The organism is Sphingomonas jatrophae (assembly GCF_900113315.1).
Lineage (GTDB): Bacteria > Pseudomonadota > Alphaproteobacteria > Sphingomonadales > Sphingomonadaceae > Sphingomonas_P > Sphingomonas_P jatrophae.
The window spans coordinates 466957-481018 of sequence record NZ_FOZG01000003.1; the positions used below are offsets into that span (position 1 = coordinate 466957).

The following is a 14062-nucleotide window of genomic DNA, read 5'->3' on the forward strand; positions in this document are numbered from 1 at the left end:
CACCAGCGGCGACAGGAACGGGAGGGGGGTCTCGCCTCATTTGTCACTGAGACGGCGGATCCGGTACGGTCCCGATCGCATCGCGAGCCACCGTCCCTTCCAGCTCAGCCGCACCAGTCCGTCTCGGACCAGCCCGTCGATTGCAGCGTGGACTGCGGGCATCGCGCCGCGCCAGTCCGGCGCGATCGCGCGCGCTACCTCGTTCGGGCAGATCGTCGCAGCCGGTGCGCGGCGTGCGAGCAGGCACAGTGCCGTGGCCCTTGGATCGGTCACCCGGCATACGTCGGTCCCGCTCGCCGCCCGTTCAAGCCCGCGGAAGGAGCGATCTGCGTTACGCCTGCTGGACGTGCGGCGGCATTTAGCTGATGCCTAAGCGCGCGAGACCAGCATGAATGAGCGGCCGCTTCTGGCAATCACGATAGACCTCTTGCATGACCGCTTGTGGGTCCTTCCTGCCCGGCAGCTATCGTTTGCCTTGATGCGGATAGCTGACGTTGCGCACCTCGCCTGGACATTGTTTTTTGAACGGCTTGATGAACGCCGGCCCGCGGCGCGGTCGGTGCTAAGCCCGTGATATGCCGATGTCGGACAAACGATCGTCTTCTGAACAGGGGTTCTTCGCCCCTCAAAGCCGCTGACGAGCGTGGTCCCGCCAGCCTCCCCTAAATCGACCGGTTGTGATACCAGCAGGGGCTTAGTAGGTTTCGACGGGCCGCCCTTCTTGAACGGGTGGTTTTCGGGCACACTATTCCGGCCAGGCGCGTTACACTCTCGGGTGAAAGGAGCCGAGGCTCGTTGGAAGAGAACGCACTTAGCGCGGATGACATAATCGTCACCAGCCGGCTTAGCGAAAGACCTGGCCGTGCCCCGGATTATGCGGCCGAAAATCGCGCTCTCGAAGCCTTGGCGAATGAGCTGGCCGAACGTCCCGAAAACCTGCTCCAGAAACTAGCCGAGACGATTGTCGAACTTGGTCTTGGCGAGTCTGCTGGCATCAGCATCGAAGAGATTGCGGGCATCCGGCAATTCCGTTGGGTAGCCCTCGCCGGTGTCTGGGGGAAGTTGCGTGGCAGCACCATCCCGTTCGACGCCAGCCCTTGCGGATTGGCGGTCCGGCGCGACCAGTTGCTGCTGATCGAAAGACCGGACAGGTTCTTCGCAGAAGCGCAGGTCGAACCGCTCATCCACGAAGGCCTCTTGTTGCCGTTTCATGTAGACGACAGGCCGGTCGGCACGCTCTGGGTCAACGCTCACAACCCGATCCGCAAGTTCGATGAGGAGGATGCCCGACTCTTAACACGCCTCGCCCGCTTCGCCGCCGCAGGCTTCCGGACCGTCCAGGTGCTGGAGGAAGCGCAGGCGCGCAGGAGCGAGCTGGAGCAGCGTGTGGCGGCACAGGTCGCCGAGGTTAGGGCTAGCGAAGAAAAGTACCGCACCCTGTTCGAGACAATGGGCCAGGGATTCATCGAGCTAAAGGTGATGCACGACGAGCACGGCCGCCCGGTCGACCTGCACTATCTTGAGCTGAACCCGGCTTTCGAGCGGCAGTTCGGCGTGTCCGTCGCGCAAGCGCGAGGAAAGCGGGCGAGCGAGTTCTTCCCGGACTTCGACCCGGCCTGGACGGACTTGTTCGACCGGGTCGCACGGACGGGAACGCCCGAGAGAATTGAAGAGGCGTTGGCAGGCCGCTGGTTCGAGGTTTTCGCCTATCCCGGCGCCGATCGCAGAGTCATGGCGCTTTACGAAGATATATCCGAGCGCAAGCAGGCCGAGGCCAACACCGCCTTATTGGCGTCAATCGCCGACGATCTGGCCCGCCTGACCGAACCCGACGACATCATCCAATCGGTGGGGGTGCGGTTGGGCGAGGCATTGGACCTGAGCTTGTATCTGTACTGCGACGTCGATGAAGAAGGTGACGAAGTCACGGTTCACCCCAGTTGGCAACGTGAAGAGGTACTCCGCAAGCAGACCTATCGTATCGCCGATTTCCTGACCGGGGAGTTCGCCCGCTCGCAGCGTGCCGGCGAAACCTTCGTCGTCCGCGACACGGTCGCCGATGAGCGGACCGACGCCGCAGCTTATGCTCTGATATCGACCGCCTCGATCGTGGCCGTCCCGTTCCATCGCGACGGCAAATGGGTGGCGTGCTTGGCCGTCAGTGGCGCAACACCCCGAGACTGGAAGGCAAGCCAGATCGCGATTGTTCAGGAGGTGGCCGAGCGGGTGTTCCCACGCGTCGAACGGGCCCGCGCCGAGGCGGCGTTGCAGGAGAGCGAGGAGAAGTTCCGCACTGTCTTTGAATCGATCGACCACGCGTTCGTGGTTCAAGAGATCCTTCGTGATGACGGCGGTCTGGCAATTGACATGCGGTACGTGGAGATAAACCCGGCCTTCACCCGCCAGACCGGGCTTGGCTCCGAAATCGTTGGCAAGCTCGTGAGCGAAGTCATGCCTGATGTGGAGCGTTTCCTAATCGATATCCATGACCGGGTGGCGCGAACCGGGATCCCGGAGCGGTTCGAAAACTATAACCAGAGCACCGGTCGGTGGTATAACGCCCACATTACCGCCGTCGGCGGAGAAGGCCGTCTCGCGGCTTCCGTGTTCGAAGACATAAGCACGCGCAAGCAAGCCGAGATCACGCTACGCGAAAGCGAGGAGCGACAGGCGTTCCTGTTGCAACTGTCTGACGCTTTGCGCGGGCTTGCCGACCCGATCGAGATCGAGGAGCAGGCGACACGGCTCCTAGCGCGTCAACTTCAAGTCAGCCGCGCCGTCTACACCACCTTCGTCGTCGAAGGTGATCGCGAGTACGTCGCGATCGAGCGTGAACAACGCGCACCCGGCACGCCGAGCCTCGTCGGGCGCTACCCGGTCGAAGCATGGAAGGACGACATCGACACGCTTCGCGCAGGGCGCGCTACAGTCATCCCAGACATCGAACTCGAGCCGATGAGCGAGGAGAGGCTAGCGAGCTGGCAGGCGCTCGGCGCCCGCGCTCGGATGGGCGTCCCTCTCGTCAAGGGTGGCCGACTGGCGGTAGTGCTCGGCGTGCACAGCGCCACACCGCGCGCTTGGACCGCACAAGATGTCGAACTCGTCCGAGAGACGGGCGAGCGAACATGGGCGGCGGTCGAGCGCGCTCGGGCGGAAGGTGCGCTGCGCGAAAGCGAGGCCGGACTTGCCGCCGAGCTGCGCGGGACGGAGCGGCTGCGCGGTCTTGCCGATTATCTCGTCGCGGAGGATGACGCGGACAAGCTGCATGACGAGATCCTGTCGGCGGCAATCGAGCTGACCCAGTCGGACGCCGGCACGATCCAGCTCTACGATCCGGACACGCACTCGCTCGTGCTGCTGGTGACGCGCGATATCGAGCCGCGGATGACCGATAATTTCCACCGTGTCGATGCGGACAGTAAAACGGCCTGTGGCATGGCGCTGAGGAGCGGCGCCCGCACCTTCGTCGATTTCGATGACGAGACCGACGAGGCGTGCCGGATGCATATCGAAGCCGGCTATCGCTCCGCGCAGGCGACACCGCTGCTGTCGCGCGCCGGCGAGCCGCTCGGCATGCTCAACACGCATTGGCGTGAGGCGGGACATCGGCCGAACGAGCGAGAGCTGCGCTTCCTCGACCTGCTCGCACGCCAAGCGGCCGACCTGATCGAGCAGCACCGGACGCAGACGATCCTGCGCGAAAGCGAGTCGCGCTTCCGCGAGTTCGGCGAGAACAGCTCGGATGCCTTGTGGATCGTCGACGCGGCAACGATGCGGCTGGAATATCTCAGCCCCGCTTTCGAGCGCATCTGGGGCGAAAGCCGCGACGGCGTGATGGCGGACATTTCGCACTGGGCCGAGCTGGTCCATCCCGACGACCGCGCGCAAGCGGGCGAGGCGATGCCGCGCCTGCTCGCCGGCGAGCCGTTCGTCACCGAATACCGCATCGTCCGCCCCGACGGCGACGTGCGCTGGATAAGAGACGCGGGGTTCCCGATCGTCGAGGACGGCGTGGTCAAGCGCGGCGGCGGCATCGCCCAGGACGTGACCGACCTCAAGCGGGCCGAGGCGGCGGTACGCGAAAGCGACGAGCGGCTGCGCCAGTTCGGCGAGGCGTCGCAGGACGTGCTGTGGATCCGCGACGCCGAGACGCTGCAATGGACGTACCTGACGCCCGCCTTCGAGGCGATCTACGGCGTCGGCCGGGACGAAGCGCTTGCCGGCAATAACTATCGCAGTTGGCTGGAACTGATCGTGCCTGAGGATCGCCGCCACGCCCAGGCGGCAATCGAGCGGATCCGCCAGGGCGAGCATGTCACGTTCGATTACCGCATCCGACGACCCACGGACGGCGCGATCCGATGGCTGCGCAATACCGACTTCCCGATTGCCGACGCCACGGGCAAGGTCGCGCTGGTCGGGGGCGTTGGTCATGACTTGACGGAGCTACGGGAAGCGGAGCTGCGTCTTCAGAGCTTGATGGAAGGCATACCCCAACTCGTCTGGCGCGCGGTCGACGGCGGACAGTGGACATGGGCGAGCCCTCAATGGACCGCCTACACCGGCCAGTCGGAACCGGACAGTCATGGCTTCGGCTGGCTGGACCCTGTCCACCCCGACGATCGCGGCAGCGTCAAGGACATCTGGTCAAAGGCTGTCGAACGCGGTTCGTTCGAGGCCGACTATCGGATATGCCGGTCCGACGACGGCCAGTACCGCTGGTTCCAGACCCGAGCGACGCCGGTGCGTGACGACACGGGCCGCGTCGTGGAATGGCTCGGTACGTCCACCGACATCGACGATCTGCGCGAGCTGCAGGAGCGCCAGAAGGTCCTGGTGGCCGAACTCCAGCATCGCACCCGAAATCTGATGGGCGTGGTCCGCTCGATGTCCGACAAGACCGCGCGCGCCAGCGCCGACCTTCCCGATTTCCGAGGGCGCTTTCGCGATCGGCTGGAAGCGCTCGCCCGCGTGCAGGGTCTGTTGTCGCGCATGAACGACCATGATCGCGTGACATTCGACGAACTCATCCAGACCGAGCTGTCGGCCATGGACGGCAGCGCCGACCGCGTGACGTTGAGCGGGCCGAACGGCGTCCGTCTGCGGTCCTCGACGGTGCAGACGCTCGCGCTCGCTCTCCACGAACTGGCGACCAATGCGTTGAAGTATGGCGCCCTTGGGCAGTCGTCAGGTCGGCTCTCCATCACCTGGTCGCTGGAACACGAGGGCGACGGTGGCAAACCGTGGCTGCACATTGACTGGCGCGAGCGCGGTGTGGACATGCTTCCCCCAGGATCGGCGCCGCGCGGCACCGGCCAGGGCCGCGAGTTGATCGAGCAGGCGCTTCCCTATCAGCTCAAGGCGAAAACGTCATACACACTTGGGCCTGACGGTGTTCACTGCACAATCTCGATCCCGGTCTCAGCCACGACAGCAGGAATGGAAGAATATGCCTGAACGCAGCCTTCGCGACTGCCGCATCCTCGTCGTTGAGGACGAGTACATGCTTGCCGATGAGCTTCGGACGGAACTGGGCGACGCCGGCGCGATCGTGCTAGGGCCGGTGGGAAATGTTGAGGATGCGCTGGAGCTGGTCCAATCCGAGCAGGCTATCGACGGTGGTATCCTCGACGTGAACCTGAGTGGCGAGATGGTGTTTCCCGCCGCCGACCTCCTGACGGATCGCGGCGTACCATTCGTCTTCACGACCGGCTACGACGCGTCCGCTATCCCCAGCCGATTCGCGGATGTTGTTCGCTGCGAGAAGCCGATCAACATCAAGAAAGTGACGCAGGCGATCGGCCGCGTCATTCACTCCTGATACGGCTCGACGTCCCCTTCCGGTCGCTCACACGCCTCCACCGTTGCACTAGAGGCTAGCGGCGGTGGCAGTCGGCGGCATATGCCGGTTTGCGATGCTCCTAGAGTAGCGCATACAGCGAAATTTACTCGTTATGTTTACCCGGTCCGGGGCACCAATCAGCAACGGCGAATGGCGAGCGGCTACTGGTTCAAAGCGAATGTCCGCTTTAACCCCTTGCATCGCGGGAAGCTGCCAAACGGCGAACGGCCCAATTCCAGCCGCGCAGCATCGTTTGAACGGAGGTCTGCTTCCGGGAAGCGGGCCCGCGACCCCGAACGTCCGCATCTGGGTCGTTCCCGACGTACGAACGGGTTGGCGCGCGGCTTCACTGCTCGCGATCATCCGACAGCAACGAAGCAGCCAGCCCGCCTCCCACCATGGCCAGCGGAACACCCCTGCCCCACTCGGGTTATCCACCAGAGCCCCACGCCCCCCCTGCCCCTGCCGCCGGGCTCCCACCATCCAACCAAGCGAGGACCTCGACTTGAGTCCCGTTGCGCTGCACGGCGCCGCCAAGAAGTTCATCGCCGAGCGCCTCGGCCTGTGCGACGCCGCCCTGCACGCGCACGGCGGGATGGCGATTTACGTCGCCGCCGCGCTGCTGATCGGCGGCACGCGCTCTCCCTGGCCCTGGCTGATCGTGCTCGCCGCGGAGCTGTCCAACGAGGCTTTCGACCGCCTCCGGTCGGGCTCGTGGCGGTGGCGCGACACGATATCCGACGTGGCCAACACGATGCTGTGGCCCACTGTGCTGACCGCCGGAGCCTATTCAGGCCTAATCTGATCACCTTCCGGTAACCTACAGATTAACTTGCCACGGCTCCCAGCCAGCCTACTCTGCCCAAACCCCGCATCACGGACGCACCATGACCGCCGACACCGACGCCCTCCTCTCCCTCACCGCCGACATCATCACCGCGCACCTGTCGAACAACCAGGTGGCGGCAGCCGACCTGCTGGAGCTGATCCGCAGCACGCATGCGGCACTCGCGGGCCTCGACGCGCTAGCCCCTGCCCCCGCCGAGCCGGAGCACGTGCCCGCCGTCAGCGTCCGCAAGTCGCTGGCCAGCCCGGACCGCATCGTCTCGATGATCGACGGCAAGCCGTACACCGCGCTCAAGCGGCACCTGGCCACGCACGGGCTGACGCCGGCCGAGTACCGGGCGCGCTACAAGCTTCCGGCGGACTACCCGATGGTGGCGCCGACCTACAGCGAGAAGAGGAAGGCGCTGGCGGTGCAGCTGGGGTTGGGGCGGAGGAAGGCAGAGCCTGCTGTGGCAGAGGGGGCGAGCGCGGCTGAGGCGCCGGCACCTGAGCCGAAGCGCAGAGGGCGCAAGCCGGCGGCGGAGAGTGCGGGCAACGCTGCAGGCAAGCCGCGCGGTCGGAAGCTCTCCGGCGCGGCGGCGTTGGCGAAGGTGCGTGAAGGCTCCGACGAGGCCTGATCCAGCATAGTGGGCGATACCGCTTTGTCGGCGGAATCGCCCGCTTTAAGTGCCTTAGAAGTCGAACCGTACATCGATCCCGTAGGTACGCGGCTCCGCGTACACGGCGCCCGCAAAGCCAAGCGAGCCGAAGTCGATGCCGGAGTAGAGATAATCACGGTTGGTGATGTTCTTGCCCCACAGCGCCACTGTGGCCCGAGCGCGTCCGACATCGATGTCCGACACAGCTATTCGAGCATCGAAACGCCCGACCGAACCGTCGCTCAGGACAGGATTGAACGGGTTTAGGCGATCCAATGGGTGGAAGTAGATCCGGCTGCGATATGTCCAGTCGACCCGGGCAAGGAACTGACCGAAGCCTACCGCCGTTTCGTATTGCGCGCCAGCATTGGCTGTGGTGCTCGCCGAATAATGGAAGCGCGCCTCGTCGGCCACGTCGATCAGCTGGTTCGTTGCTGCATCCCGAATGATGAAGCTCTTGAACTTGCGATCGACGTAGCCGCCCGTCGCATTGATTGTGACACCGCGGACTGGCCGTGCGAGCACTTCAGCCTCGATACCCGTGTAGGTCGACTTGCCCGCGTTGACCGTGACGGACGATGCGCCGCCAGTGCCCGCCAGAAATTGGCTGACCTGCAGATCGTCATATCGTGAGTGGAAGCCTGTGACGTTGATCCGCAGCTTGCGGTCGAGCAGCTCGGTCTTCAGTCCTGCCTCGTAGGAAATGATCTTTTCCGGATCGAAGCTACCTCCGACTGATCGCGGATTGAAGCCGCCAGCCTTGTAACCCGTCGCGGCACGGGCATAGAACAGCACATCGTCGGTGAATTTGTAGTCAAGGCTGGCCGCCCAATTGAGCTGGCTGAACTTGGCATCCAGCCGGCGCGCTTGTGCAACCGGCTGCGTTTGGTTGAGATCCTTCTCATCCTCGGTGTAGCGCAGACCGCCGGTGATACCGAGCCGATCGAATGGACGAACCGTGACCTGCCCGAACAGAGCCTTGGACTCGGAGTCGTGCCGGTAGATGAGCTGCGGGGCGAGCCCGACGCTGAACTGACTGGTGGTGAGGCCCGGACCTAACGGGATCGGCGCTGGCGATGCGAGCACAAGCGAAAGGTTCTGCGGGTTGTTCTCGCGTGCCTTCTCCTTGAAGTAGAAGGCGCCGACGACGAAGTCCACGGTCTGCCCGATCTTGCCGAGCAGGTTGATCTCCTGCGAAACCTGCTTTTGCGACCGATTGTTGCTCGCGCCGAAAAGCTCCACCGGTGTTACGCCGAGCGGAATGAAGCGGTTCGGCGGCGCGAGGATGGCCGGGCTCACGGTAAAGCCGCGAAGGCCGTCATTGCCGTCGAGATCGGTGCGTGCGACGCTGTTTTCCCATTCGCGATAACCGGTCAGCGAACGAAGGGTGATTTCGTCTGTCAGGTCGTATTCGACAGTCAGGGTGTGGCCCGTCACCTCATCGTGCAGCTGACCCTGGTTGAGCCGCAATGTCTTGATTCGGTCGCGCCCGATGACGAGCGGATTGCCGCCGAGCGCCTGCGAGTTTCGCAGGTAGGCGATGATGTCCGGCCGCGCCGCGGCCAGCTGGAATGGGACGGAGTAGCTTTTACTGTCGTTGAAGTCGAAGGCATAGTCGACGCGGAACGGGCCGCCATTGTCGAACTGCGTCGCGATGCGGAAGGCGTCGACGTTGTTCGCGCCAGGATCGCGCTTGTCGGGCTGGTTCAGGTCGTTGGCATAGCCGCTCTTCTGCTTGTGCAGGTAGGACAGCTTGAAGGCGAGACCACTATCTCCCAGCTCCCCGGTGTCGACGCTCGTCCGTGATTGGAAATAATCGAAGCGGCCATAGCTGAGGATTTGCGATGCCTTGAACTTGCTGGCGGGTTTGGCCGTGATGAAGTTGACCGCGCCGCCCGTAGTGTTGCGCCCGTAGAGCGTGCCCTGTGGGCCACGCAGCACCTCGACCCGCTCGAGGTCGACGAGATCGAACACTGCGCCCGCAGTGCGGCCGATCACCACGCCGTCGACATAGATGCCGACTGGTGAGTCGACCGTCAGCACGGGATCGGATTCACCGATGCCGCGGATGTGGACAGCGATGTTGGTGGTAGAGGACGGCGTGATCGTCGTCGTGAGATTGGGCGCGGCAGCGCTGATGTCGCTGATGTCCGCGACACGTCGGTTCTGCAGCACCTCAGCGGTCAGCGCGCTGACAGCAAGCGGTGTGTCCTGCAAATTCTCCGCTCGCTTCTGCGCGGTGACGACGATATCCGCCAGCCCCGTGTCGTTCGCGGGTGCCGCCTCGGGTGGCGAGACAGCCGCCTCCTGCGCCAAGGACGCGCTTGCCGCGGTCATCGTCCAAAGCGCTGCACCAGCAGTCAGCAGCGTCCGTGCAGAGACGAACATGTCTTTTCCCCTTTTCCTGAACCCGTTTGTGACCGTCAGCGCGGCGTCACTTCGATCCGTGCAATGCTGCCGTTGAAGCGCGTGCCCTGCGCAAGCTCGACCACGGCAGCCCCCGTGTCGCTGCCGATGTCGAAGGTTTCACCGAGGCCCGCGGCGATGAAGGCGGTGCGGCCGATCCGTCCGTTCGCCACTGCCTTGCCGTCGACGGTGATCGTCAGCGTGCCGCCCTGCCCGGGCTTACCGTCCAGCGCATAATCATAGCCAATGCGGTGCGGCCCCGGTGCGATGGGAGCGGTGCTGGCGATTCTGAACACGTCCTCGGGCTTCTGCGAGGCTGCGTGCACAACCACCGGGCGACCGCCATCGAAGTAGAAGCTCCAGCCCGCAAACTGGCTTCCGCTTGCGATCAGCGCGCCTCTCGCCCCTTCCTTCGGGATGGTCACCTCCGCGTTGATCGCGAAGGAGCGAAAGTTGAGCGGTGGCGCCTTCACCTGCGCCACGCTGATGTCCGACCCCCAATAGACCCAGCTCGTCCGCTGCGGCGTGCGCTGACCAGCATTGTAGGCGCGCATGCGCCCCTGCCGGTCGTCGAGCGGGTAGACGCTGTTCGCCCGCGCCTGCTTGTCCCACAAGGATTGCAGCGCGGCGAGCTTCGCCGGTTGGCGCGCGGCCAGATCGTGCGCCTGGCTGAAGTCGCGGCTGAGGTCGTACAGCTCCCACTTATAGTCCGTCGGCAGCCCGGCGGACTTGCCCTCCTTCCATGGTAAGCGGCCGGGCGTGGTGCTCGCCAGCCAGCCATGATCATAGATGGCGCGGTTGCCGAGCAGTTCGAAATATTGCGTCGTGTGCCGCTCGGGTGCGCGCGCGTCGGCGAAGCTGTAAACCAAGCTCGTGCCGTCGATCCTCTGCTGCTTCACGCCATGGACGATGTCCGGCGCGGGCAAGCCGACCGCCTCCAGAATGGTCGGCATGATGTCGTTGACGTGCGCGAACTGCGTCCTGATGCCGCCCATCGCCTTGATACGCGCAGGCCACGACACGACCATGCCGTTGCGTGTGCCGCCAAGATGCGATCCCACCTGCTTGGTCCACTGGAACGGGCTGTTCGTCGCCCAGGCCCAGCCGACCGGGTACACCTGATAGCTGTCGGGCCCACCCATCTTGTCCATCTCGGCGAGCAGCCAGCCGCTATCCTCCTTCATTCCATTGGCAAGGTGGCCAAGCTCGTTCATCGTGCCGCCGATGTCGCCCTCGGGGCTAGCGCCATTGTCGCCTTCAACGAAGATGACGAGCGTATTGTCGAGCTGGCCCATACGCTGCAATTCGTCGAGCACAGTGCCGATCTGCGCGTCCTGGTAGGCGAGCATGCCGGCGAACACCTCCATCATCCGCGCATAAGCGCGGCGCTGGTCGGCGGTGAGCGACGCCCAGCCTGGGATCCCGACCGGCCGAGGCGTCAGCGCCGTATCTGGTGGCGCAATCCCCATTGCCTTCTGCCGGGCAAGGCTCTCCTCGCGCAGCTTGTCCCACCCCTGATCAAAGCGCCCCTTGAACTTGGCAATCCACTCCGCCGGCGCCTGATGCGGCGCGTGTGCGCTGCCAGGCGCAAAATAGACCATGAACGGCTTGTCGGGCGATGCCGCCTTCTGGCCATGGATCCAATGGATCAAGTCCTGCGCGAGGACGTGGTCCAGCGTCTCATGCGCGTCGTGCGGCGGATCGGCACGGTTGGTTCCGCGGTACAGCGTCGGACGCCACTGGTTGGTATCGCCCCCTACAAAGCCGTAGAAGTATTCAAAGCCAAGCCCTGTCGGCCACAGCTCGAACGGGCCTGTTGACGCATCCTCGCTGCCCTGCGGCACATTGTGATGCTTGCCGAAGAAGGCGGTATTGTAACCATTAAGCCGCAGCACCTCGGCAACCGTCGATGCCGATCGCGGGATCACAGACCAGTAGCCGGGATAGCCGCTCGCTGTATCGGTGACGATACCGGAGCCGACCGCGTGATGGTTGCGCCCGGTCAATAGAGACGCGCGTGTAGGGGAGCACATCGCGGTCGTGTGGAAGCGGGTGTAGCGCAGACCTGCTTTCGCCAGCCGATCGAGCGCGGGAGTGGGGATCGGGCCGCCAAAGCTGCTTGCAGCTGCAAAGCCGACATCGTCGGTGAGAACCAGCAGGACGTTTGGTGCACCAGCAGGCGCGCTTACCGGTGCCTGGAACGCGGGTGTCGAGTCCGCATAGGTCGTACCAATCGTGCCCGCGAACGGCTCCGGAGGGCGCGGCAGAACGATAAGATCGGCGGCTCCTGCTGCCGCCGGCAGCATGGCCGCAGTGCAAGCGAACTGAACCGTCAACCAGCTACGCATATCACCTCCCCCGAGCGCAACGATGCTTGTTATGCGTGTACGATACGGATGCGTACTCACACTTGCAATGCGGCATTTTGCATCGGACAGTGCGTTGATGCGGAAGCAACATCCAGCGGAAGAGTCAGATCCGGCCACGGCACGGATCGTGTTCGCAGCGCGAGAAGAGTTGCTGAACCACGGGCTCGATCATATCAGCATCGACGCAATCGCGGCACGTGCGGGAGCGAGCAAGACGACGATCTACGATCGCTTCGCCTCAAAGGCATCGCTGTTTGCGGAGGTTCTTAGAGTCACGATCGCCGAAGCTGGCGGCGAGACGTTGCCCGATTTGTCCGGGCTGAACGAGGCCGACGCGCTTACCAAGATCGGGCAGTGGCTCGATCGCAGCGCGCGGTCACCCGCCAATCTAGCTCTATACCGCGCCAACATCGTTGCCGCTGTTCGCTATCCCGAATTGTCGGAGGAGCTGCATGCCCTGCGCAGCCGCTCGCCTGGTGTAATGGCGTTCGTCGACGCACTGCCCGCCCGCTCGAGCGTGCCCAATCTGCCGGCCGAGCACCTCGCGCAGTGGCTCGGCGTACTGGCGACAGGTGGGCTACACTATCTAATCGGCTTGCCCGAGGATCCCACACTTGACCGTGCTCGGATCGACGCGGCCGCCCATCTTTTCTCCCGCGGCTGGCGGTCGCCTGTGACGGCCAGCCCTGCCCCGCCTCGTGGGCTCGAACCTTATGCTTCAGGCATTGCGGGTCACCCCGGCCGAACGCCACCTGATCGCTGGAAGGCGCTCCTCGTCCACACAGCCAGGAGCCTGTTGGACGAAGGCGTTCGCGGCACCAGTGTCGATCGCCTGAGCATGGAGACTGGGCTGTCGAAAGCGACCATCTATCGCCGGTTCGGCGACAAGGACGGACTGATTTCCGCCACGCTGAACAACCTCGCGGAGGATCTTGCTATCGATCTGCCAGAGATGTCCAACGATACTGATATCGCCTCCGCGCTGATCACCATTGGAAGCCATTATCAGAATCGCTTTGCTCGACCTGATCACGTTGCAATACTTCGGCTTCTCGTAAGGGAAGCCGCACAGCGGCCGGAGTTAACCTCGAGGGTTTGGCATCGCCTCACCGCTTCCACCCACGCCGCGTTCGCTACGTTCCTTCAGGCTCGTGCCGACGCAGGGGAGTTGCATCTCACTGACGCCGTCGTTGCTGCCGAGCAATTCCTGCTACTCGCCGGAGGCGGCAATCGCCTGCTCACAGGCACAGGAATATCCGGCGATAACGACGCAGAGGAAAATGTTCGACAGTTAGTGTCGTTCTGCCTGCGCCAACCAGTCGAATGACGCTGCCAGGCCGCAGGCGCTGCTACCCTGTTACGCTTGTTACTGCGCCCCCCCAGAATTCAATGTGCGGCTTTTGGTGACCACCCCAAATGTACAAACAAAATCGCAAGCGCTCTCTGGCGTAACAAGCGTAACAGCGTAGCGCCCTCACTGGTCCACTCCGCGCGGCCGCAATATCCAGAGCAGCGAGCGGCGGCGGAGGCCTTCCCCTGCTCCGCCGCCGCGCCCTGCCCCTCAGATCGCGAGCCCCAGCCCATGTCCCTCCCCGACGGCCTCTACAAGATCATCTTCTCCAGCCCCGAGGGGCAGAACTACGGCGTGGCCTACCTGCACGGCGGCAAGTGGCGCGGCGGCGACAGCGGCATGGCCTACGTGGGCACCTACCGGGCGACAGGCGGCTGGCTCAGCGCCGAGGTGACCGTGACGCAGCACCGCCACGTGCCCGGCGTGGTGTCGGCGCTCGGCTACAATGACCTGACACTGCGGCTGGAGGGCGAGGCGGGGGAATACTCGGCGGAGGTGCGGGGAACGAGCAGGGACATGCCGAGCGTGCGGTTCACGGCCAGGCTGTCGCATATCGCGGATTGAGCGGAGCGGCCGGGGCGCATAGGCAGCTTAACTCGACTGTGAGGAT

General features: G+C 64.2%; 9 protein-coding genes. 6 read left to right on the forward strand and 3 right to left on the reverse strand.

Annotated features, from left to right (window positions below; genetic code table 11):
* Positions 1 to 36: 36 nt before the first annotated feature.
* The gene (locus BM360_RS17740) at positions 37 to 273 is read right to left on the reverse strand and encodes a DUF3253 domain-containing protein (protein ID WP_093316742.1); all 237 of its coding nucleotides are present in this window, start codon (positions 271 to 273) and stop codon (positions 37 to 39) included.
* A 522-nt stretch (positions 274 to 795) separates the two neighbouring features.
* Here BM360_RS17740 and BM360_RS17745 point away from each other — a divergent pair.
* From BM360_RS17745 to BM360_RS17760, 4 genes are all read left to right on the forward strand, one after another.
* Positions 796 to 5457, forward strand: coding sequence for a PAS domain S-box protein (locus tag BM360_RS17745; RefSeq protein WP_165611361.1), 4662 nt, complete (start codon positions 796 to 798; stop codon positions 5455 to 5457).
* A complete protein-coding gene (locus tag BM360_RS17750) occupies positions 5450 to 5821 on the forward strand; it encodes a response regulator (RefSeq protein WP_093316747.1) in 372 nt (123 codons plus the stop codon). Before BM360_RS17745 ends, BM360_RS17750 begins: the two co-directional genes overlap by 8 nt.
* Positions 5822 to 6347: 526 nt before the next feature.
* Positions 6348 to 6647 carry a hypothetical protein gene (locus BM360_RS17755; protein ID WP_093316749.1) on the forward strand — a complete coding sequence of 100 codons (300 nt, stop codon included), beginning with the start codon at positions 6348 to 6350 and terminating at the stop codon, positions 6645 to 6647.
* Between the two features lie 82 nt (positions 6648 to 6729).
* Entirely contained in the window at positions 6730 to 7305 is a 576-nt protein-coding gene (locus BM360_RS17760) for a Ros/MucR family transcriptional regulator (RefSeq protein WP_093316752.1), read from the forward strand.
* Positions 7306 to 7359: 54 nt separating this feature from the next.
* Here BM360_RS17760 and BM360_RS17765 read toward each other — a convergent pair whose 3' ends face one another.
* Both BM360_RS17765 and BM360_RS17770 read right to left on the reverse strand, forming a co-directional pair.
* Positions 7360 to 9714 carry a TonB-dependent receptor gene (locus BM360_RS17765; RefSeq protein ID WP_093316754.1) on the reverse strand — a complete coding sequence of 785 codons (2355 nt, stop codon included), beginning with the start codon at positions 9712 to 9714 and terminating at the stop codon, positions 7360 to 7362.
* A gap of 35 nt (positions 9715 to 9749) precedes the next feature.
* A complete protein-coding gene (locus tag BM360_RS17770) occupies positions 9750 to 12080 on the reverse strand; it encodes an arylsulfatase (protein ID WP_093316757.1) in 2331 nt (776 codons plus the stop codon).
* A gap of 97 nt (positions 12081 to 12177) precedes the next feature.
* Here BM360_RS17770 and BM360_RS17775 point away from each other — a divergent pair, with 97 nt between their 5' ends.
* Positions 12178 to 13428, forward strand: a complete 1251-nt coding sequence (locus BM360_RS17775) for a TetR/AcrR family transcriptional regulator (protein WP_165611362.1) — start codon at positions 12178 to 12180, stop codon at positions 13426 to 13428.
* A 255-nt stretch (positions 13429 to 13683) separates the two neighbouring features.
* Positions 13684 to 14016 carry a GrlR family regulatory protein gene (locus tag BM360_RS17780; RefSeq protein WP_093316763.1) on the forward strand — a complete coding sequence of 111 codons (333 nt, stop codon included), beginning with the start codon at positions 13684 to 13686 and terminating at the stop codon, positions 14014 to 14016.
* Positions 14017 to 14062: the final 46 nt, after the last annotated feature.

Coding starts and splice junctions, on each gene's coding strand:
- BM360_RS17750 (WP_093316747.1), top strand. CDS start 5,450: ATGCCTGAACGCAGCCTTCGCGACTGCCGCATCCTCGTCGTTGAGGAC.
- BM360_RS17760 (WP_093316752.1), top strand. CDS start 6,730: ATGACCGCCGACACCGACGCCCTCCTCTCCCTCACCGCCGACATCATC.
- BM360_RS17765 (WP_093316754.1), bottom strand. CDS start 9,714: ATGTTCGTCTCTGCACGGACGCTGCTGACTGCTGGTGCAGCGCTTTGG.
- BM360_RS17770 (WP_093316757.1), bottom strand. CDS start 12,080: ATGCGTAGCTGGTTGACGGTTCAGTTCGCTTGCACTGCGGCCATGCTG.
- BM360_RS17775 (WP_165611362.1), top strand. CDS start 12,178: ATGCGGAAGCAACATCCAGCGGAAGAGTCAGATCCGGCCACGGCACGG.
- BM360_RS17780 (WP_093316763.1), top strand. CDS start 13,684: ATGTCCCTCCCCGACGGCCTCTACAAGATCATCTTCTCCAGCCCCGAG.